This window comes from Corynebacterium sp. AOP12-C2-36, from assembly GCF_052379185.1.
GTDB lineage: Bacteria > Actinomycetota > Actinomycetes > Mycobacteriales > Mycobacteriaceae > Corynebacterium.
This window is the reverse complement of sequence record NZ_JBQSYJ010000015.1, coordinates 1-20,036: the sequence shown is the minus strand read 5'-3', so window position 1 is coordinate 20,036 and position 20,036 is coordinate 1. Positions and strand designations below refer to the sequence as shown.

Genomic DNA, 20,036 nt, shown 5'->3' with positions numbered 1-20,036 from the left:
TTTCCGTCCGGCAGGTGACGACCACACCGGACAGCCGCTCAGCCCGTCAGAACCACTGCTCCAGGACCTCGGCGACCCCGTCGTCGTCGTTGGAGGACGTGCGTACGTCGGCGATAGCGGCCACCTCGTCGACCGCGTTGCCCATGGCGACGCCCACACCCGCCCAGCGCAGCATCGCCACGTCGTTCGGCATGTCCCCGAAGGCGACGACCTCCGACGGGTCCAGGGCCGGGACCTCCCCACCGCCGAGGGCGTGGGCCACACCGGAGAGCTTCGAGACCCCGGGGACGTTGATCTCCAGCAGCCCGCCGCTGAAGGACCACGTCACGTGCGCCACCTGCGGGTCCACGACCGGATTGACCAGGTCGAAGAGCTCCGCGCTACCCATCCCCTCGTGCCGGACCAGCAGCTTCACCGCCGGCTTGGCGCACAGCGACGCCAACGGCTCCACCGAGTGCTCCTCGGTCTCCCAGGCGTGCGGGTACTCCGGCTGCACCGCGAACAACTCCGAGGCACGGTCGAAGGCGCTGCGCCCGGCACGTTCCACGGCGAAGGTCACCGGCTCCAGTCCGCGTCCGGCGAGCGCCGGGCCGGTGGCCGCCATGATCTCCGAGGTCACCTGCCCCAGGACGTCCGGCGGCAGTTCCGCGGCGTAGACGATGCGGTCGGCGGCGGAGTCCCACACCACCGCCCCGTTGGCGCACACGCACATCGGGCGCAGCCCCAGCTGCTCGATTACCGGCAGCATCCACCGCGCCGGACGCCCCGAGGCGGGGATGAACGTCACCCCGGCGGCAACGAGACGGTTGATGACCGCGCAGGCGCGCGGCGAGACACGCTCGGCAGAGGTGACGAGCGTGCCGTCCAGGTCGCTGACGACCAGCGTCGGGGTGGGGGCCACCTAGCGTCCCAGCTTCCCGCGCAGCCGCGAGAGCAGGGACTTCTTCCCACCGGACGCACTCTCCGGCGTGATGCCGGCGGCCTTCTCCGCGTCCCGCCGGATCCGCTCCTCGCGGCGCTTCGCCGCGTCCTCCCGGTCCTTGGTGGTCGCCTCCTCCAGGGAGGGGGCGGAGCCGCCGAGCGAGGCGGGCATCCAGTCCTCCCCCTCGGGGAAGGGTCCGAAGGCCTCGGCGTAGCGGGCGCGGGAGGTGTCGAGGATCGACACCATCGAGTCGTGCAGCCGGTCGGTGGCCTCGCGCGAGGTCCCGTCGAGGTCGACAGGCTCGCCGACGGAGATGATCAGGGAGGCGTCCTTCGGACGCCAGATCGGCTTGCGCCCCTTCGTCCAGATGCGCTGGGAACCCCACAGCACCACCGGGATCAGCGGCACCCCGGCGTCCTGCGCGATGCGCGCGGCACCGTCCTTGAACTCCTTGATCTCGAAGGAGCGCGAGATCGTCGCCTCCGGGAAGATACCGATGAGCTCGCCACCGGCGGCGCGGCGCGTGGCCTCACGCACCGACGCCCCACCGTCCTCCCGGTCCACCGGGATGTGGTGGCAGCCGGACATCGCCGGCCCGGCGACGGGGTTGTCCCAGATCTCCTTCTTCGCCATGAACCGCACCAGTCGCCCGCCGTTGACCGCGGACGGGATGCCGCCGAACACGAAGTCCCAGTACCCGGTGTGGTTCACCGCGAGGATCGCGCCACCGTCGGTGGGGATGCGCTCGGGGTGGTAGATCTCCACCTTCAGCTTCTGGACGTGACGCATCCAGAACTTCGCGAAGGGGATGATGATCCGTCCGTAGAACAGCTCCTTCGACTCCGGGTGTGCGGGCGTGTCCGGCACGCCGGTCGGGATCTCGAAGCCTCTGGGAATCCACATGCCGTGTTACTGCTCCTTACAAGCGTTGGTCGCGTCAGGCGTACTGTCAGGCGTTCTTGGGGGTCAGGACGTCCTTGCCCACGAACGGGCGCAGCGCCTCGGGGACCACCACGGAGCCGTCGGCCTGCTGGTTGTTCTCCAGGATGGCGACGAGCCACCGGGTGGTGGCCAGGGTGCCGTTGAGCGTGGCGGCGATCTGCGCCTTACCGTCCTCATCACGGTAGCGGGTCTTGAGCCGCCGCGCCTGGAAAGTGGTGCAGTTGGAGGTGGACGTGAGCTCGCGGTAGGTCTCCTGGGTGGGGACCCACGCCTCGGTGTCGAACTTGCGCGAGGCGGACGAACCGAGGTCGCCGCCGGCGACGTCGATCACCCGGTAGGGCACCTGCACCGCGGCGAGCATGTCCTTCTCCATCGCCAGGAGCTCCTGGTGCTGCGCCTCGGCGTCCTCCGGACGGCAGTAGACGAACATCTCGACCTTGTCGAACTGGTGCACGCGCAGGATGCCGCGGGTGTCCTTGCCGTAGGAGCCTGCCTCGCGGCGGAAGCAGGACGACCAGCCGGCGTAGCGCGCCGGACCGTCCGACAGGTCGATGATCTCGTCCTTGTGGTAACCGGCCAGGGCCACCTCGGAGGTGCCGACGAGGAACATGTCGTCGGCCTCCAGGCGGTAGATCTCGTCGGCGTGGGCGCCGAGGAAACCGGTGCCGGCCATGATCTCCGGGCGCACCAGCACCGGCGGGATCATCAGCTGGAAGCCGTGGTCGCGGGCCTTCTGCGCGGCGAGGCTGAGCATGCCGAGCTGCAGCAGCGCGCCGTCGCCGGTGAGGAAGTAGAAGCGGGCGCCGGAGACCTTCGCGCCACGCTCCATGTCGATCAGGCCCAGCGACTCGCCGAGCTCCAGGTGGTCCTTCGGCTCGAAGTCGAACTCGCGGGGCTGGCCCACGTGCTCGAGCACCACGAAGTCGTCCTCGCCGCCGGCGGGCGCGCCGGTGACGACGTTGGACAGCTTCATCTGCAGGTCCTGGACGTCCGCCTCGGCGGCCGACTGGGCGTCCTCGAGTTCCTTCACCGCCGCGGAGCGGGTCTTGCCCTCGGCACGCAGTGCGTCGCGCTCCTCGTCGGAGGCGTCCTTCATGGCCTTGCCCATGGTCTTGGAGAAGGCCTTCTGCTCGGCGCGCGCCTGGTCAGCGGCGGAAATGGCCTCGCGGCGGCGCTGATCGGCCTCCAGGAGCCGGTCGACGAGCGCCGGGTCCTCGCCACGGGTGCGCTGGGATTCACGGACGACGTCGGGGTTCTCCCGCAGGAACTTGAGATCAATCATGCCCATTAGTTTAGCTACAGTGGATTCAGCAGTGTCTGTGAAGTCCGGTACTCATGAGAGAATACGTGTCATGCCGCCCAGCAATCCGTCCGCCAGCCCCGACCGCCCTGCCGCCGCAGGCGCCGAATCCACGCCGCACCGCACGCGTCGCAGGACGCTGACCGTGCTGCTCACCGCGGCCCTCGCCGGCGGCGTCGGAGCGGGCGCGTACGAGTTCTTCGCCCCGGAGGGCGCGACCGTGGTCGCGCAGCGTGGCGCGGACCGTACCGAGGAGGCCCCGGAGCTCGTCGCCTTCACCGACGCGGACACCGCCGACTGCGTGAACTGGGAGCAGGACGGCGACGTCGCCACCGACTTCGCCGTCGTCGACTGCGCCTCCCCGCACCGCTTCGAGGTGTCGACCCGCGAGGACCTCTCCCAGTACCCGACCAGTGAGTTCGGCCCGGACGCCCCGCAGCCGGACCTGGAACGCCAGGGGCAGCTGACCTCGGAGATGTGCGAAGGGCCGACCCGGACCTACCTGGACGGGCGTCTGGACCCGCAGGGCCGCTACTCCATCGTCCCGATCCTGCCCCCGGAGGCCGCGTGGGACGGTGGCGACCGCACGATGCTGTGCGGCGTCGCCGTGCCGGAGTCGGACGGCGTGTACGCCGAGGCGACGGGACGCGCCGCGGAGACCGACCAGTCCCCGGCCGAGCCGGCCGAGACGTGCATGCGCGCCGAGGGCGACTCGGTGAACGTGACGGAGTGCGAGGAACCGTACTCCTGGCAGGTCACCTCCGTGGAGAACCTCGGGGAGACCTTCGACGGCACCTGGCCGACCATCGAGGAGCAGAACGACCACCTGGACGCGGTGTGCACCGCCGCGGCCATCGAGTTCCTCGGCGGCGGGGACGACGAGAACCTGGACCAGTCCACGCTGACACCGTTCTGGACGACGCTGCCGCAGGAGTCGTGGAACGCCGGGTCGCGCACCGTGAACTGTGCGCTGACCAAGGGCCGGGAGGACGGCGGCTTCGCCGACCTGCAGGGCGACGTACGCGGCGACTTCACCATCGACGGCAACCCGCCGGCGGACCAGCCGGAGCGTAACCCGCGACGGGACGACCGGTGATCGAGGTCTCCGACGAGGCCTTCGAGGACCTCGTGGACCGCGGATTGCGGATGATCCCGCGCCAGCTGCTGGACGCGCTGGACAACGTGGCCATCGTGGTGGAGGACCACAACGAGGCGGACCCGTCGATCCTCGGGCTCTACCACGGCGTGGCATTGACGGAGCGCTCCGTGGAGTGGCCGACGTTCCTGCCGGACAAGATCAGCATCTACAAGGACGCCCTGTGCAGCTTCTGCTCCACCCACGAGCAGCTGGTGGAGGAGGTGGCGGTCACCGTGGTCCACGAGATCGGCCACCATTTCGGCATCGACGACGCCCGGCTGCACGAACTCGGCTGGGGGTAAGGCGGGGCCAGGACTGGGGCCAGCGCGGGGTCGGGCCGCCTACCCCACCCGCGGTGGTTCCCCGTGCCCGGCCCAGTCGGTGACCTTCCAGCCCTCCTCGACGGCGTCGGCGGCTCCGCTGAGTCCACTGGCTCCGCTGAGTTCCGGGACCTCCAGTTCCACCCGCATCGTGTTCGGCAGCAGGGTGCGCACCGCGAACTCCGGGTCGACCCGCCCGAGGTAGGCGGCGATCAACCGGATCACCGCCCCGTGGCTCACCACCGCCAGGTCCGCCCCGACCCGCTGCGTGGTCGCCAGCACCGGCAACAGCGTGCGGAGGTAGCGTCCCACCACCTCCCGCCCCGTGGAGGCCCCCGGCACCGGCAGGTCCATCGCCCCGCCGAGCCAGTCGGCGAAGGTGCGGTGGTAGCCGTAGTGGGCCTCGGCGTCCTCACGCATCTCGTAGCGTCCGGCGGGGATCTCGGAGATCCCCGGCACCGCACCCGGCATCACCAGAGGCAGCGCGGCAGGCGCGGCAGGCGTGTCCGTCTTCACCGACGCCTCCCGCTCCGCGGCACCGGCCTCCGCCACTCCCCCGCCCAGGGCGACCGGTGCACCGGCCGTCGCGGACTCCTCCGGGCCCAGCTCCCCGAGCTCCACCTCACCGTGGTCGACCCCGTCGGTCACCTCGAGCTCGGCGAGGTCCGCCAGGGCGTCGGAGAAGTCGCTGCCCGGGGCCGTGGACTGCAGCTGGAGACCGAGACCGCTGCCACCCACGACGATCCCCGCCGCCGTCTGCCGGGCGCGCAGGGCCTGCGACGACACCAGCGCCAGCGGCGCGTCCTGCGTGTCCTGCTCGCCACCGAGGCGCTCGCCGGCGGCGCGCGCCTGCGACCAGCCAAGGTCGGTGAGGGCGGCGCCCGGCAGCCGTGTGTCCAGGGCATGGCTGATGTTCGAGGTCGTCTGCCCGTGGCGGATCAGCAGCAGTCGGCTCATGCCGGACCCCCCTCGGCCAGCTGCCGCACCCAGTCCCACGACGCCGCGTAGTCCGGCGGCACCGAACCGTCCGGCCCGTCGGCGCCACCGACCCAGCCCTCCTGCGGCCAGGACCCCAGGAACCGGATGCGTTCACAGTAGCGGTGCAGGCCTGCCAGGGCCTCCGACACCGCGGCGTCCTCCAGGTGCCCCACGATCTCCACGTGGAAGTGGTACGTGCCCGCCTTCTCCCGCGTGGGCCGCGACTCGATGCGCGACATGTCCACCCGGCGCGTCGCCAACTCCATCAACGCCATCACCAACGACGCCGGGACGTTCGGCACCTGCAGCACGATGGCGGTCCGGTCGTGCCCCGTGCGGGGCGTGGGTGTCTGCGGCAACCCGACGAGCACGAAACGCGTGTGCGCCCCGGCGACGTCCGCCACCCCGTCCGCCAGCGACTCCAACCCGTGGATCTCGCCCGCCCGGGCCGGTGCCGCCGCGGCGTCCGCCTCCCCGGCGGCGACCGCCGCGGCAGCCGCACCGTTGGAACTCGCCGGGACGAAGGAGGCGTCCGGCAGGTGCCCGCCAAGCCAGCGGCGCACCTGCGCCTCGGCGACGGGGTGCGTGGTGAACGTGCGCACGTCCTGAAGGCGTGTGCCGGGGCGCACCAGGATCGAGAAGACCACCGGCACATCGTGCTCGCGCAGGATCTGCACCGGCACGCCCGAGGCCAGGGAGTCGAACGTCTGGGTCACCGGGCCGTCCACGCTGCTCTCCAGGGCGACCACGGCGCGGTCGACCTCGCCGGAGCGCACCAGGTCCAGCGCCGCGGCCGGGGAGCTCACCGTGCGGTGGACGACGTCGGACGGCAGGTGCCCGGCGCCCGTGAGGTTCAGGACGGCCTGCTCGGTGAACGTGCCGCGGGGCCCGAGGTAGGCGACCTGCGTGGTGGCGGGAGATGCGGAGGGTGTGCTGGCCGGTGGGGCGGTCTGCTTCATGCCACCAACCTACCGGGGCGCCGGTAGTGTGTCCGACATGAATCCCTCCCCGCGCACCACCGAGGCGGTGACGGCCCGACTCGACCGCGCCTGCGCCCGCACCGGACTGACCCCCGCGGAGCTCGGGGTCGCCAGGATCTACGACCGACCCCACAGCGACGACACCGAGTTCGGCCCCCTGCGCGGGGTGGACGTCCTGGTCAAGGACCTCAACCTCGTCGCCGGGGAGGTCACCTCCTTCGGCTCGTTCGGCAACGACGTGGTCCCCACATCCCACGACACCGCCGTGGCCCGCCTGCTGCAGGACGGCGCCCGCCTCGTCGGCGCGAGCGTGACCGCCGAGTTCGGCGCCACCGTGTACACCGAGCCGGCGCACGGGCCCGGCCCGGTGAACCCGGTCGACCGGCGGATGACCACCGGTGGTTCGTCCTCCGGGGCGGCCGTGGCCGTGGCGCGCGGCATCGTGGACGTCGCCCACGCCAACGACGGCGGCGGGTCGATCCGCGTGCCCGCCGCCGCGGTGGGACTGCCCGGGCTGAAACCCGCGCACACGGTCGGCGGCGGCGTGCTCCCCAACCCTGCGGCGCAGGGGGTGATCGCCCGCGACCTGGAGCTCACCGGACGCGCGCTGGGCATCACGCACGGTGGTGCCACCGGTGCCGGCGCTTCCGCACCGGGCCGTCGGCTGAACCTGGGGCACACCAACCGGCCCTTCCACACCGACACCGCCGTGGACCCCGCCGTGGCGAACGCGACGGCGGCCGCGGCGTCCCTGCTGGTCACCAGCGACGCCGTCGCCGGGGTTCGTCCGGTGCCCGCCCCCTACCCGGTGGAGCACTTCGAGGTGTACTCGCGCATCATGGCCGCGCGGTGCCGGGACCTTCCTGACCCGTCGACGGTGATGCCCGGCTGGCTCCGGCAGCAGGGCCGGGCGCTGAGCCCCGCCCAGGTCGCGGACTCCGCGGCCGCCGTCGCCGACCTGCCTGCACAGGTGCTGGACGCCTGGGGTGCCGGGGACGCCGACGCGCCGGTGGACGTCGTGGTGACCCCGATGCTCGCTTGCGCCCCACCGCCGGTCGGCGCCTTCTCCCGCTACTCCGCCGCCGGTGACCCCGCCACCGACTTCCTCGCGCAGACCGCGTGGACGCCGTGGGCGACCCTGTGGAACCTCACCGGTTGGGCCGGACTGTCCGTCCCGCTGGTCACCCCGGAGCATGCCGCCGGACGCTGGCCGGTGTCCGTCCACCTGGGCGCCGTCGCCGACCGCGCGTCGGCCGCCGACCTGCTCGGCCTGGCGTCCCACCTGCAGGACGCCGTCCGGCGCATGATCGACGCCGACCCTGCCGTCCTGCAGGCGCTGACCCTCGACGGGCCCGGCGACATCACCCGGCTGCTCCAGGACACACCGTGACCTCGGTGACTGGCACGCAGGTGGCCTCTGCCGGGCCCGCCGACCGTCGGGCGATCCGGTGGGAACTGCTCATCGTCCTGGCGGTGACCTTCGGTGCGTCCGGCGTGCGCTCGGCCCTGCGGCTGCTGGAGGCCGCGACCCGACCGGAGAACCTCAACGAGCAGACCACCACCCTGAATGCCCGCCAGTCCACGCTGGCGTGGCTGGACCCCGCCTTCCAGCTGATCTCCACCGGGGTACTGGTCGCCTGGGGCGGGCTCGCCCTGTTCCTACTGCTCCGCCACGTCCCACCGACACTGTCCCTGCGTCCCCGGTGGCGCGACGCCCTGCCCGGCGCGGGACTCGCCGCGCTGATCGGGGTACCCGGGCTGGCGTTCTACGTGGGTGCGGTGCAGCTGGGGCTGTCGAAGGAGGTCGTGCCGACCGGGCTGGACCGCAGCGTGCAGGACCTGGTGCTGCTGGTGCTGAACTCCTGGGCCAACGGCTTCGCCGAGGAGATCCTGGTCGTGGCGTGGCTGTGCTGCCGGCTGCGCCAGCTACGCGTGCCGTGGGTGTGGGTCTTCCTCGCCTCCGCCGTGCTACGCGGGAGCTACCACCTGTACCAGGGCTACTCCGCCGGCCTGGGGAACATGGTGATGGGTCTGGTGTTCGTGTGGTTCTTCTACCGCACCGGCCGGGTGTGGCCGCTGGTCATCGCCCACGGGTTGATCGACACCGTGGCCTTCGTCGGCTACCAGGTGCTGGGGTCCACGCCGGGGTTGTGACCGGCGGCGCGGACGACAGCATCGGAAGCCCTGGACAGGTGCGGCTCAGCCGAAGACGGTGAGCTCGCGCTTGACGACCTTGCCGATCGGGTTACGCGGCAGCGGCTGGTCCATGAGCACCACGTCGCGCGGGACGGCGGGGGCCATGAAGTTGTCCCGCACGTGGTCGCGGATGTCGTCCTCGCTGACGCCCACGCTGCCGTCGGTGACCACGTAGGCCTTGACCCGCTGGAACTTCTCGTCGTCCTCCACGCCCACGCAGTAGGACTCCGACACCCCGTCGACACGGTCGATGATGTCCGCCACCGAGGTGGGCCAGATGTTCTCGCCGCCGACGATGATCATGTCGTTGTTGCGGCCGAGCACGCGCAGCCGCCCGGTGACCGGGTCGACGACGCCCTTGTCGCCGAGGTCCAGCATGCCGTCGCGGTACTCAGGCTTGTCCCGGTCGCCCAGGTAGCCCTTCATGGACATGGCGTTGTGCGCGTGGATGATGCCGACCTCGCCGGGGGCGACCTCGCGGCCGGTCTCCGGGTCGAGCAGTTCCAGGCGGCCGTTCCACACGCGGTGGCCCGCGGTGGTGGGGTCCTCAGCCAGGTCCTCCGGGGTGGCGTAGGCGACGAGCAGTCCCTCGGTAGAGCCGTAGCCGCTGGACAGGATGTTGCCGTAGCGCTCCTGCAGACCGCGGACCAGGTCCTCGCTCATGGCGTTGCCGGCGTTGAGGATCCAGGTCATCGTGGACAGGTCGTAGGAGCCGTCGTCCTCGGCGAGCACGTCCTTGAGGAAGACCGCGGAGCTCAACGTGCCGGTGCACTTGTAGTCCTGAATCTGCTGCAGCACCACCTTCGGGGTGAACACGCGCTGGGTGACCAGGGTGCAGCCGGCGGTGATGGCGAGCACGGCCGCGCCCCAGCCCAGTACGTGGAAGAGGCTGGCGGTGAGCTGCAGCCGGTCGCCGGCCTTGACGTCCAGTCCCTTCAGGACGGGACCGAGGACGCCGACCGGGAAGCTGGGCTCGCTGTGCGCCACGGCCTTCGGCGTGCCGCTGGTACCCGAGGACATGAGCACCACGCCGCCCTGGCTGGGGCGGGAGGGGAACCGGTCGTCGGCGGCCCCGGGGTTGGCCCAGAAGTCCTCGATCGTGGGGTAGTCGATGTCCGTGCGGTGGCCCTCCGCGGCGTCGGCGTGCACGAGGGTGGCGCCGAAGTCGGCGAGCTCTGCCGGGTCCTCGGGGAAGCGGTCGTCGAACTCGGAGTCGTAGAAGATCACGTCGAGCTCGTGCTCGCGGACGATCTCGGCGATCTGGTGCTTGCTGGCGCCGACGTTCAGCAGGAACACGGTGAAACCGAGGTAGCCCTTGGCGGCCAACGGGAAGAGGAAGCCGCGGCCGTTGCGGGCCATGATGCCCACGCGGCTCTCCGAGGTGATGCCGTGGCTGGCCAGGGTGTGCGCGGTGAGCCGGGAGTAGTTGGCGAGCTCCTGGTAGGTCAGTTCACCCTGGTCGTCGACCAGTGCCAGGCGGGAGGGGAACCGTGCGGTCGATCCCTCGAGGAGGCCGGCGAGGCTGGTGCCGTAACGTCCCAGGGCCTTGGCGACGCCCAGGCCCCCGGCCGGTGTGGACCCCTTGAGGAATCCGGTGTCTACGAAGGCCTTGGCTCCTTTTACAGCGCCTTTGAGGTCATAGGACAGCTGCTCGAACACTGTCTCTCCTTTACGTGGGTTGTTGGTCGTGTCTGTTCACGGAAGATGTTCACGGGGTCCGCCACGGGCCCGGGTGTCCCGTGCAAGGTACGCCGGGGCGGGACGTGGCGAAAGTCAGGGTGCGGTCGGCGGGCGGTCGGCGGCGGGCGGGAAAAATTACTTTCGTCCACCATACCGGCGTACGGGTGCTCTACGTTACCCGCAAGTCCGGATCGCCCCGCCCCCTCATGTCACTTGCGCAACATAGGTAACTTTAACCCCAGGGGTTACATTCCCGCAGATTAGCGGTTAAAGTCACGCTAATGTAACGTCGTTGCCCCGGGGAACGGTTGAGGAGACCGGATCCGTCCACGACCTGTCGGGGACACGTCGGGACACCACATGACACGTTTCACGAGAGGAACCTCAGCAATGAGCGCACGACACCGCACCGCGTCGCGGGCAGGACGCCGCATCGCCGGACTCGCAGCCGCAGCCGTGGCCACCGTCGCGGCCCTGTCCGGGACGTTGCTCTCGGCACCGGAGAGCCAGGCCGCCCCCGGCAACACCGTGGTCCTCGGCGACTCCGTCGTCGCCAACCCGGACATCTACAACTACCTGGCCGGCAAGGGACTGCCCCTGCCCGACCCGATCCTCAGCGGCTCGGGCTGCGGCACGGACAACCGGTTCACCAACTCCTACGCCCAGGCGTCCAAAAAGAACGTCGACAACTACTCCTGCGCCGGCGGCTCCTACCGCACCGGCGGCATGCAGGTCAGCGAGCAGGCCCGGCGCGCCCAGGCCGGCGGCGCCCTGAACGCCGGCACCAGCGAGGTCGTCATCTGGGCCGGTGCCAACGACACCTACCCCTACATCCTCGGCGACAAAATGCCGGTCTCCCAGATCGAGTCCCAGCTGCGCGCCTCGGTCAACCGCACCGTCGCCCAGGTGAAGGCAGCCGCACCGAACGCGAACGTGAAGGTCCTCGGCTTCCCGCACATCACCAATGGTGCCGGCCAGGTCTGCCCGATCAACGTGATCCCCAACGTGCAGGTGCCCAGCGCCTTGTTCCAGGTCTCCGACATCGAGTGGGCCCTGGAGCGCGCCCTGCGCGCCGGTGCCAACGACGCCGGCGGCCAGTTCGTCGACCTCAAGGGTCCGAGCAACGGGCACGAGATGTGCTCCAACGACCGGTGGGTCGTCGGCCTGATCGACACCACCTCGCAGCGTCGCAACCTGCCGCTGCACATGACGGACGTCGGACTGCGCGCCATGGGCCGCGCCGCTGCCGCCGCCTGACACCGGACGAACAGCCCTCCTGACGCGGGGCCCGTCGGTCATCTGACCGACGGGCCCCGCGTCATTTCTTCTGCCCCACCCTCCCCCGCCTTCCCCCGCCCTGCTCCGGCCAGCCGGCCCCCGGACCGGCCCCACATTTCGCACCCCATAAGAATCTGCACCGAATATGACCTGGTGTTTCATGCCGATCAGGCGCTTATGGGGTGCGATGATTGCCGTCGGTTCGGAGCATCAGTCCACGGTGTCGGCGAGCAGCGGGGCGAGCGTGTCCAGCGCCCAGCGCGACGACAGCGGACCGGGGTAGGCCACGGCCCACGCCAGGTTGCCCTCGTAGTGCTCACCGTTCGCCTCGAAGGACGCCTCGTTGCCCTGCTTGAAGGCGTTGTTCGTGATCATCAGCACCTGGCCGTCCTGCACGGCGGGGATGCTGCGGAACACCGCGTTGTCCTCGAGGTCACCGGCCTGGCCGTCGGAGTTGTCCAGGACCACGACCACGTCGGCGGCGAGGTCGTCCACCCGCTCGGCGCTGAGCTGCACGCCCTTGAGTTCCGCGGTACCCGGGCCGTCCTCGAAACCGATGTCACCGAACAGCGTCGCGGCATCGGTGCCGGACGGGTTGAGCAGCCGCATCTCGTCCATCCCGAAGTACTGGATCAGCGAGACCGTCTTCCCGGCGAACTCCGGGTGCTGCTCACGGATCGTCACGGCGGCGTCCTCGGTCTGCTCGATGACCTGGTCGGCGCGCTCCTCCTCGCCGAGGGCCTCGCCGAGACTGGACAGGGTCTGCTGCCAGTTCCCCGCCACGTCCTCCATGTCCTCCGCGGCGATGACCGGGGCGATGTCCGAGAGCTGGCCGTAGACGTCCTGCAGGTCGAGCTGGCTGGCGACGATGAGGTCGGGCTCGGCGGCGGCGATCTCCTCCAGCGGCGGCATCCCGTCGCCGTCGTAGGCGAAGGTCGTGTCGGGGACTCCGCCGTCGGTGTCCTCCAGGGCGTCGACGGTCCACACCTCCTGCTTCGGGGTGTTCTCCGGCCAGATCACCGGACTCTGCCCCATCGAGGCGATGATGTCGGGATCCTTGTAGCCGACCGCGGCGATGCGCTCCGGCGGCGCCTCGAGGGTGCTCTCACCCCAGGGCGTGGTGAACGTGACCGGGGTGAAGTCCGCGGCGGAGGTCTCCCCGCCGTCCTCCCCGTCCTCGGAGGTGCACGCCGTCAGCGTGAGCGCGGTGGCCGCGGCGAGGGCCGTGAGGCTCCCCAGCACACGACGGGAACGGTGGACGGGGTGTGGTGATGAAAGCACAGGCGCATCCTTCTCGGTGGGGCGACGGCCGACGGTCGCGGCACGGTCGCGGTGGACTGGCACACGTCAGAGTGCCGGTCCGTCGAGAATACACCAAGGTCAGGCTGCCCTGACCGGTTGCAGCGCCCCGGAGGCGACTACCGCTTCTTCCCCTTCTTCTGCTTCGCCTTGCCCTTCGCCTTACCCTTCTTTCCCTTCTCCGCCTCAGCCGCCTCAGCCTCCCTGGCCGCGCGGTTGGCCGTCAGCGTCACCGGAACCAGGCTGACCACGACCACGAAGAAGGGGACCACGCCGAGCGCGGTGACCCAGGCACCGTCGAAGAAGAAGGAGAGGACGATGATGACGAACGCCAGCAGCGACACCCCCAACGTCACCCTCCGCGTGACCGGTTCGGCGGCGGTGTGGCCGGCGGTCCAGGCCGCGTCGCCGGACTTCGTGGCCGGCGTCCTGATCCCCACCGCGCCGGAACGCGGCAGGTCTCCCCGGGCGGCAGCCTTCGTCACCTGCGAGACGACCATGGCCAGGACCACCGCCATGACCGCGGGAAACGCGACCGCCATCAAAGAATCACTCATGGTCAGCATCCTACTGGACTCCGTTTTCGACCCCTCCAGCCCGTAGTATGTCCCCATGTCACCAACCTCCCCCGACAACGACGGTCGCTCCCGGCACTCCGCCGGGGACTCCTCCGGGGACTCCGTCGCCCGCGACAGGAACGGCCGTCCGATCCTCGACAGGTACGGACGCCCCGTCCCCCGCCGGTCGTCGGCACCGGTCCCGCCCCCGCAGGACGCCACCCGCACCTACGGGGACGGCGCCGGGCACGCCGGACGCCACGAGGCGCCGCAGGCACGGCAGGAGCCGGCGGCGCAACCGCCGCAGTACCGTCGGCAGCCGGAGCAGCCGCCGCAGACGGCCCCCTACCAGCCGCCCCAGCAGTACCGGCAGAACCAGTACCAGAACCAGCAGCCGTACCAGCAACAGGCGCCGCCGCGTCCTGCCGAGCCGGCGGAACGTCCTGCGCAGCCGCGCCGCCCCCGTAAGAAGCGGCGCATCCGTCCGCTGCGCATCATCGGCGCGTTGCTACTGGTCATCGTGCTCGTCGTCGCCGGCACCGCCTGGTGGGTCGACTCGCACATCAACCGCATCGACGCCCTCACCAACTACGAGGGACGCATCGGCAACACCTCCGGGACGAACTGGCTGCTCGTCGGCTCGGACTCACGCGTGGGCATGAGCGAGGAGGACGGCGAACGCTACGCCGCCGGCGACCTCTCCGACGAGGGTGCGCGTACCGACACCATCATCGTGGTGCACGTCCCCACCTTCGGCGGCAAGCCCACCATGGTGTCGATCCCCCGCGACTCCTACGTTGACGTCCCCGGCTACGGCCAGGACAAGATCAACTCCGCCTTCTCCTACGGCGGCCCGCAGCTGCTGCAGCAGACCGTGGAACAGGCCACCGGCATGCGTATGGACCACTACATGGAGATCGGCTTCGGCGGCTTCGGCAAGATCGTCGACGCCGTCGGCGGTGTGGAGCTGTGCCCCGCCGAGGCCATCGACGACCCGATGGCCGGCCTCAACGTGGAGGCCGGCTGCCAGGAGATGGACGGTCCCACGGCCCTCGGCTACGTGCGCACCCGCTACACCTCGGCGAACGGGGACCTCGACCGGGTGGAGCGCCAGCGTGAGTTCCTCAGCGCCGTGGTCTCCAAGGTCGGGTCCTTCGGCACTCTGGCCAACCCGTTCCGGGCGTTGCCCCTGATCAACGCCTTCTCCGAGGCGCTGACCGTGGACGAGGGCGACCACGTGTGGCACCTGGCGCGCCTGGCGTTCGGCATGGTCCGCGGTGCGGACCAGCAGACCGTGCCCGTCGGCGGCTTCGCCGACACCGACGCCGGCAGCGTGGTGCTCTGGGACGACGAGGCCGCCGAGGAGCTGTTCAGCGACATGCGCTGACCGTTCAGTTCAAGTCCGGTCAGCTCAAGCCCGCTCAGTTCAGGACGGCGAGGGCGGCGTCGTAGTCCGGCTCGGTGGTGATCTCCGGGACGAGCTGCGAGTGCAGGACGGTACCCTCGGCGTCCAGCACCAGCACGGCGCGGCCCAGCAGGCCGGCCAGCGGGGAGTCGGTGAGGGTCACGCCGAAGTCCTCGCCGAAGGAGGAACGGAACGCCGAGGTCGCCTCGACATTCTCGATGCCCTCCGCGGCGCAGAAGCGGCCCAGGGCGAAGGGGAGGTCCTTGGAGACGGACACCACGGCGGTGTTCTCCAGCCCGGCGGCGCGCTTGTTGAACTCACGCTCGGAGGCGGCGCACACGCCGGTGTCCACCGAGGGGAAGATGTTGAGCACCACGCGCCTGCCGCGCAGGGAGTCGCCGTTGACGTCCTTGAGCTCTGCGGAGACGGTGGTGAAGTTCGGGGCCTGCTCGCCGACTGCGGGCAGGTCACCGACGGTGTGGGCGGGGGTTCCTTGGAATGCGGTATCAGCCATGCCACCCATGGTGGCACAGAATGCCCGTCAGCGGATCGTGACCTCGCGGGCGACGATCGTCTGACGCGACTTCTGCTCCTCACCGGTCAGCGGCGAGGAGTCCCCGGAGAGCTCGGTCAGGGCGGCACCGATCCGCTCGTCCAGCTCCTTGAGCGGGGCGGCGAACTCGGAGGCGTCCACGGTGTTGTCCAGGTCGAAGACCGGCACGAGGATGCCGTGGGTGCGGAAGACACCGGCGAAGCGGGTGTCCTCACCCAGGTTGAGCTGGCCGGCGGCGTGCACGCGCGCCAGGGCGGGCAGCAGCTGTGCCTCGGTCTCCGGACGCACCCAGCGGATGTGGGCCTTCTCGCCCGGGTCGATCCACCAGGCGGCACCGGTGACGTCGACGTCCACACGCACGCTCGGCAGCACCGAGGCGTTCGCCTGGTCGAGGGTCGCCACGACCTGCGGGTTGGCCCGCTGGTCCTCGGTGAGCCACCAGTTGAAGTCCTCACGGACCTCGATGGACGGGGTCTGCCCGGCGACGAGCAGGTCCGCCAGTGCGGGCTCGGAGCCGTCGGCGACGGCCACGTCCAGGCTGGTGCCCGGCTCCGCGTCCTTCACCCAGTTCAGCGCGAAGGCGAGGTCGCGGTTGGGGTTGTCGCCACGGTGCTGGGTCTGCAGGGCGACGAGCGCCTCGCCACCCTCCTCCTCGGCGCGGACGAGGGCCGCCGCCGCACCCGGCAGGACGGTGCACACCGTCACCGGGCGGGTGAAGCCGGCGTCCGCCACGGTCTCGGCGGTGAAAAGGGCCGAGGGGACGAACTCCTGCAGCGCGATCAGGTCGGCCTCGGCGGCGAACCCGTCGTACGGGCGCGGGTCGCGTTCGAGCGCGGCACGCTCGGCGGCGCGCTTGGCGAGCTTCGCCTGCCGGCGGCTCATGCCCTCCGGCAGGTCGTCCTGGTTCTGGTTCTTCCTGTTCTTCTTAGCCACGGGGCACAGTCTAGCCGGTGCACCGCCGAGGTCGCCGCTACCGCAGGGCCACCGCGCCGCGCAGCGTCTCACGCGCGCGGTCCGGGTAGTCCGTGGCGGCCCACCGCACACCGTGACGGTGCAGCCACAGCAGGTCGTCCTGCCGGTTGGCGGTGAACACGTAGGTGGAGTCACCGACGCCGGCGACGTCCTGCGGCGCCTGCCGGGCGCGCGCGACGGAGAACCCCTGGCACTGCGCCACGCCGGCGGGCTCCAGGTGCTTCGCCAGACGCCACATCCGGTACTCCTTGCGCAGGTAGATCCGCGGGATCTGCGGGTTGAGCGCGGCGAAGCGGGCGAGGGAACCGTGGTCGAAGGAGATCAGGTGCACCCCGGCGTCCTCCTGCGCCAGGCCGGTGGCGTGCAGCTCGCGGTTCACCGCGGCCTCCAGGCGGCCGTCGCGCTCACCGGCACTGCCGAGGCGTTTGGTCTCCACGAAGAGTTCGGGACGGTACGTCGCGGTGCGCGCGTCGCGCACGAACTCCAGCAACTCGCGCAGGGTCGGGACCTGCTGGGGACGCTGCGTGGTGCCCACGTTGACCTCCCGCAGCTGTGCCAGCGTCATGTTCACCACGGTGCCGGTGCCGTCGGACGTGCGGTCCACGGTGGCGTCGTGGATGACGACGGGCACCCCGTCGGCGGTGAGCCGGACGTCGCCCTCCAGGCCGTCGGCGCCGAGCTCCACGGCGAGTTCGTAGGCTGCCAGGGTGAGCTCGGGGCGGTAACCGCTCGCCCCACGGTGCGCGATGATCTTCACGCCCCCATTGTTACCCGATACCCACGGTGGTGCCGCCGTCAGCCCTGTACTATGAATTCCCGTGGAAGATTATCCGGCAGTCGCCCGCCCCACGCCGGGAGTGGGGCAGGGACGGGGCGTCCCGAGCAGGTCGGTCAGCGACACCGCCCTGGTCTTCGAGGGCGGGGCGATGCGCGCGGCGTTCTCCTCGGCGATGGTGCAGGCACTGCTGGAGGAGGGGATCCAGTTCGACTGGGCCTACGGCAACTCCGCCTCCGCGGTGCACGTGGCCACCTACCTGTCCAAGGACACCCGCCTGGCCCGCGACTACTTCACCGTGTTCCCCGGCGACCCCCTGTTCGGCGGCATCCGCCCGTTCCTGCGCGGCGACGGGTTCTTCAACGCCCGCTACATCTTCGGTCCCGACGCCCAGGTCGAGGACCGCAGCATGGTCCCCGACTGGGACGCCATCAAGGCCAGCCCCGGCAACTTCCGGATCTCCGGGTTCAACGGGCGCAGCGGTGAGACCGTGCACTGGTCGCGCGAGGACATGAACGGCTTGGACGACTTCCTGCGGCACGCCCGCGCCTCGGCGTCGCTGCCGATCGTCATGCCGCCGACGAAGATCGGCACGGAGACCTACTTCGACGGCGCCTTCGGCTCCACCGGGGGCATCCCGGTGGACTCCGCGATCGAGATGGAGGGCTTCGACCGGTTCCTCGTGGTCATGACCCGCACCCGCTCCTACCGCAAGAGCGCCTCCCGGTTCACCTGGTTCGTGAAGAAGGCGTTCCCGCAGTACCCGGCGTTGGCGCAGTCGATGCTGGACCGGCACGCCCGCTACAACCGCACACGCGACTGGATCTTCGAGCAGGAACGCCGCGGCAAGGCCTATATCTTCGCCCCGCACCGCATGCCCCTGGGCAACGGCACCCGCAAGCTCAACGAGCTGGCGGAGACCTACGAGGCCGGGCTCGCCCAGGCGCGTGAGGAGATGCCGCTGATCCGGCGGTTCCTGCGGGTCTGACGGTGTTTACAGCTCGAAGACCCCGGCGTCCGTCATGACCTGCTGCAGGGTGCCGGCGGAGGCGTCGAACTGCTCCTGCTCGGTGTCGTCGAGGTCGAGTTCGACGACCTCGCGGATACCGCGGTTGTTCACCACCGCCGGGGTGCCGATGTACAGCGCCGGGGCGTCCCCGCGACCGTACTGGCCGTCCACCAGCGCGGAGACCGGCAGGACGACGTCCTCGTTGCGTAGCACCGCGCGGCTGATCCGCGCCATGCCCACGCCGATGCCGAAGCTGGTGGAGCCCTTGGCGTTGATGATCTCGTAGGCGGCGTCGCGGGTGCGGCGGAAGATCTCCGCCACGCTGTCCCCACCGTCCGGCGCCTGCGCCAGTCGCGCCGGCAGCGGGACGCCGGCGACGCTGCCCGCCGACAGGACGGGCAGTTCGGTGTCGCCGTGCTCACCGATGACGTAGGCGTGCACCGAGGTCGGCGACACCTGGAAGTACTCGCCGAGGGCGGACCGGAACCGGGCGGTGTCCAGCACCGTGCCGGACCCGATGACCTGGTTCGACGGCACCCCGGCGATCCGCCAGGTGGCGTAGGACAGGATGTCCACCGGGTTGGAGGCGACCAGGTAGACGCCGTCGAACCCGGAATCACGCACCTTGCCCACGATGTCGCGGAAGATCGACACGTTCTTGCCCACGAGGTCCAGGCGGGTCTCCCCGGGCTTCTGGGCCGCGCCGGCGCAGATGCACACGATGGAGGCGTCCGCGCAGTCGGAGTAGTCGCCCTGGGACACCCGCGTGCCGTGGCCGGACCACGGGACGGCGTGGTTGAGGTCCTGGACGTGGCCCCAGGTCTTGCGCTCGTCGACGTCGATGATGACCAGGTGGTCGCAGAGCCCCTGGTTCACCAACGCGTAGGCGTAGGCCACGCCCACGTCCCCCGCGCCGATCAGAACGATCCTCGTACCTGTGCTGGCTCTCATGGGCTGCTCCTGTCGGGTGCTGGTGGGTGTCAGTCGGTGCGAGCGTGCCGCCGTGAATCGAACCCCAGGGTACGCCGACCCCACGATCGGTGCAGGTGGCAAGACCTTTATGACCACATCCCCTTTGTTCTTCCTATTGAACTTAGCGATTCAATAGGCAAATCATTGCGAGCGGACCGGAAACTGACCAGACTGGTGGACGGAATTAACGATTACCCGCAACGGAAGGATCTTCAACCATGGCTGTCTACGAGCTTCCCGACCTGCCCTACGACTACGACGCCCTCGAGCCGCACATCTCCGCCGAGATCATGCAGCTGCACCACGACAAGCACCACGCGACCTACGTCGCCGGCGCCAACACCGCCCTCGAGGCCCTCGAGAAGGCCCGCGAGGAAGGCACCAACCCCGACCAGATCCGCGCGCTGTCGAAGAACCTCGCGTTCAACCTGGGTGGCCACACCAACCACTCCATCTTCTGGAAGAACCTCTCCCCCAACGGCGGCGGCGAGCCCACCGGTGAACTGGCCGAGGCCATCACCCGCGACTTCGGCTCCTTCGACAAGTTCAAGGACCAGTTCTCCTCGGCCGCCCTGGGCCTCTACGGCTCCGGCTGGGCCGTGCTGGGTTACGACCACATCGCCGGACGCCTCGTCGTCGAGCAGCTCACCGACCAGCAGGGCAACACCTCGATCAACCTCACCCCGCTGCTGATGCTCGACATGTGGGAGCACGCCTTCTACCTGCAGTACAAGAACGTCAAGCCGGACTACGTCAAGGC

At 70.3% G+C, this 20,036-nt stretch carries 20 protein-coding genes; 8 read left to right on the top strand and 12 right to left on the bottom strand.

Annotation, left to right across the window (positions count from 1 at the left end; all coding sequences use genetic code 11):
* Positions 1 to 46: 46 nt before the first annotated feature.
* From ACT3UN_RS12675 to serS, 3 genes are read right to left on the bottom strand one after another with little or no spacing between them, the layout of a single operon-like run.
* On the bottom strand, positions 47 to 901 hold the full coding sequence (locus ACT3UN_RS12675) for an HAD family hydrolase (protein WP_441578814.1): 855 nt from the start codon (positions 899 to 901) through the stop codon (positions 47 to 49).
* Complete coding sequence (locus tag ACT3UN_RS12670; protein WP_301443983.1) at positions 902 to 1,825, bottom strand: lysophospholipid acyltransferase family protein; 924 nt, start codon at positions 1,823 to 1,825, stop codon at positions 902 to 904. It lies immediately after the preceding gene.
* A 46-nt stretch (positions 1,826 to 1,871) separates the two neighbouring features.
* Positions 1,872 to 3,146 (bottom strand): serine--tRNA ligase, encoded by a 1,275-nt coding sequence (serS, locus tag ACT3UN_RS12665; protein ID WP_441578813.1) that lies wholly within the window; start codon positions 3,144 to 3,146, stop codon positions 1,872 to 1,874.
* Positions 3,147 to 3,216: 70 nt separating this feature from the next.
* On the opposite strand from serS, the gene ACT3UN_RS12660 reads away from it, so the two are divergent.
* On the top strand, positions 3,217 to 4,260 hold the full coding sequence (locus ACT3UN_RS12660) for a septum formation family protein (RefSeq protein ID WP_444657216.1): 1,044 nt from the start codon (positions 3,217 to 3,219) through the stop codon (positions 4,258 to 4,260).
* A complete protein-coding gene (locus ACT3UN_RS12655) occupies positions 4,257 to 4,604 on the top strand; it encodes a metallopeptidase family protein (protein WP_301444157.1) in 348 nt (115 codons plus the stop codon). The genes ACT3UN_RS12660 and ACT3UN_RS12655 overlap by 4 nt, the downstream gene beginning before the upstream one ends.
* A 39-nt stretch (positions 4,605 to 4,643) precedes the next feature.
* Here ACT3UN_RS12655 and ACT3UN_RS12650 read toward each other — a convergent pair whose 3' ends face one another.
* Together ACT3UN_RS12650 and pheA are read right to left on the bottom strand one after the other, a co-directional pair.
* On the bottom strand, positions 4,644 to 5,579 hold the full coding sequence (locus ACT3UN_RS12650) for a histidine phosphatase family protein (RefSeq protein WP_441578812.1): 936 nt from the start codon (positions 5,577 to 5,579) through the stop codon (positions 4,644 to 4,646).
* Positions 5,576 to 6,559: a prephenate dehydratase gene (gene pheA / locus ACT3UN_RS12645; protein WP_301443443.1), complete on the bottom strand. Its 984-nt coding sequence runs from the start codon at positions 6,557 to 6,559 to the stop codon at positions 5,576 to 5,578. Before pheA ends, ACT3UN_RS12650 begins: the two co-directional genes overlap by 4 nt.
* Positions 6,560 to 6,596: 37 nt before the next feature.
* Between pheA and ACT3UN_RS12640 the strand changes: the two genes are divergently transcribed.
* The gene (locus ACT3UN_RS12640) at positions 6,597 to 7,970 is read left to right on the top strand and encodes an amidase family protein (protein WP_441582302.1); all 1,374 of its coding nucleotides are present in this window, start codon (positions 6,597 to 6,599) and stop codon (positions 7,968 to 7,970) included.
* A 5-nt stretch (positions 7,971 to 7,975) separates the two neighbouring features.
* Positions 7,976 to 8,734, top strand: coding sequence for a CPBP family intramembrane glutamic endopeptidase (locus tag ACT3UN_RS12635; protein WP_301443445.1), 759 nt, complete (start codon positions 7,976 to 7,978; stop codon positions 8,732 to 8,734).
* A 45-nt stretch (positions 8,735 to 8,779) separates the two neighbouring features.
* On the opposite strand, the gene ACT3UN_RS12630 is transcribed toward ACT3UN_RS12635, so the two are convergent.
* The gene (locus ACT3UN_RS12630; protein ID WP_444657215.1) at positions 8,780 to 10,435 is read right to left on the bottom strand and encodes an AMP-binding protein; all 1,656 of its coding nucleotides are present in this window, start codon (positions 10,433 to 10,435) and stop codon (positions 8,780 to 8,782) included.
* Positions 10,436 to 10,846: 411 nt separating this feature from the next.
* Between ACT3UN_RS12630 and ACT3UN_RS12625 the strand changes: the two genes are divergently transcribed.
* Entirely contained in the window at positions 10,847 to 11,713 is an 867-nt protein-coding gene (locus ACT3UN_RS12625) for a GDSL-type esterase/lipase family protein (protein WP_444657214.1), read from the top strand.
* 231 nt (positions 11,714 to 11,944) lie between these two features.
* Here the strand turns inward: ACT3UN_RS12625 and ACT3UN_RS12620 are convergent, their stop codons facing one another.
* Positions 11,945 to 13,015, bottom strand: a complete 1,071-nt coding sequence (locus tag ACT3UN_RS12620; protein ID WP_444657213.1) for an ABC transporter substrate-binding protein — start codon at positions 13,013 to 13,015, stop codon at positions 11,945 to 11,947.
* A 137-nt stretch (positions 13,016 to 13,152) separates the two neighbouring features.
* Positions 13,153 to 13,590 carry an SdpI family protein gene (locus ACT3UN_RS12615; protein ID WP_301444273.1) on the bottom strand — a complete coding sequence of 146 codons (438 nt, stop codon included), beginning with the start codon at positions 13,588 to 13,590 and terminating at the stop codon, positions 13,153 to 13,155.
* 55 nt (positions 13,591 to 13,645) lie between these two features.
* Here ACT3UN_RS12615 and ACT3UN_RS12610 point away from each other — a divergent pair, with 55 nt between their 5' ends.
* Positions 13,646 to 14,977, top strand: coding sequence for an LCP family protein (locus ACT3UN_RS12610; protein ID WP_444657212.1), 1,332 nt, complete (start codon positions 13,646 to 13,648; stop codon positions 14,975 to 14,977).
* Between the two features lie 34 nt (positions 14,978 to 15,011).
* Here ACT3UN_RS12610 and tpx read toward each other — a convergent pair whose 3' ends face one another.
* From tpx to ACT3UN_RS12595, 3 genes are read right to left on the bottom strand one after another with little or no spacing between them, the layout of a single operon-like run.
* The gene (gene tpx / locus ACT3UN_RS12605) at positions 15,012 to 15,509 is read right to left on the bottom strand and encodes a thiol peroxidase (RefSeq protein ID WP_301443674.1); all 498 of its coding nucleotides are present in this window, start codon (positions 15,507 to 15,509) and stop codon (positions 15,012 to 15,014) included.
* A gap of 27 nt (positions 15,510 to 15,536) precedes the next feature.
* Positions 15,537 to 16,481, bottom strand: a complete 945-nt coding sequence (locus ACT3UN_RS12600; RefSeq protein ID WP_301443673.1) for a DUF5926 family protein — start codon at positions 16,479 to 16,481, stop codon at positions 15,537 to 15,539.
* Positions 16,482 to 16,518: 37 nt separating this feature from the next.
* Complete coding sequence (locus ACT3UN_RS12595; RefSeq protein ID WP_301443672.1) at positions 16,519 to 17,277, bottom strand: glycerophosphodiester phosphodiesterase; 759 nt, start codon at positions 17,275 to 17,277, stop codon at positions 16,519 to 16,521.
* A 61-nt stretch (positions 17,278 to 17,338) separates the two neighbouring features.
* On the opposite strand from ACT3UN_RS12595, the gene ACT3UN_RS12590 reads away from it, so the two are divergent.
* Positions 17,339 to 18,283 (top strand): patatin-like phospholipase family protein, encoded by a 945-nt coding sequence (locus ACT3UN_RS12590; protein WP_301443671.1) that lies wholly within the window; start codon positions 17,339 to 17,341, stop codon positions 18,281 to 18,283.
* A gap of 6 nt (positions 18,284 to 18,289) precedes the next feature.
* Here ACT3UN_RS12590 and ACT3UN_RS12585 read toward each other — a convergent pair whose 3' ends face one another.
* On the bottom strand, positions 18,290 to 19,255 hold the full coding sequence (locus ACT3UN_RS12585) for an L-lactate dehydrogenase (protein ID WP_301443670.1): 966 nt from the start codon (positions 19,253 to 19,255) through the stop codon (positions 18,290 to 18,292).
* 239 nt (positions 19,256 to 19,494) lie between these two features.
* Here ACT3UN_RS12585 and ACT3UN_RS12580 point away from each other — a divergent pair.
* Positions 19,495 to 20,036 (top strand): superoxide dismutase (locus ACT3UN_RS12580; RefSeq protein ID WP_444647539.1); only part of this gene is annotated, 542 nt, incomplete at its 3' end.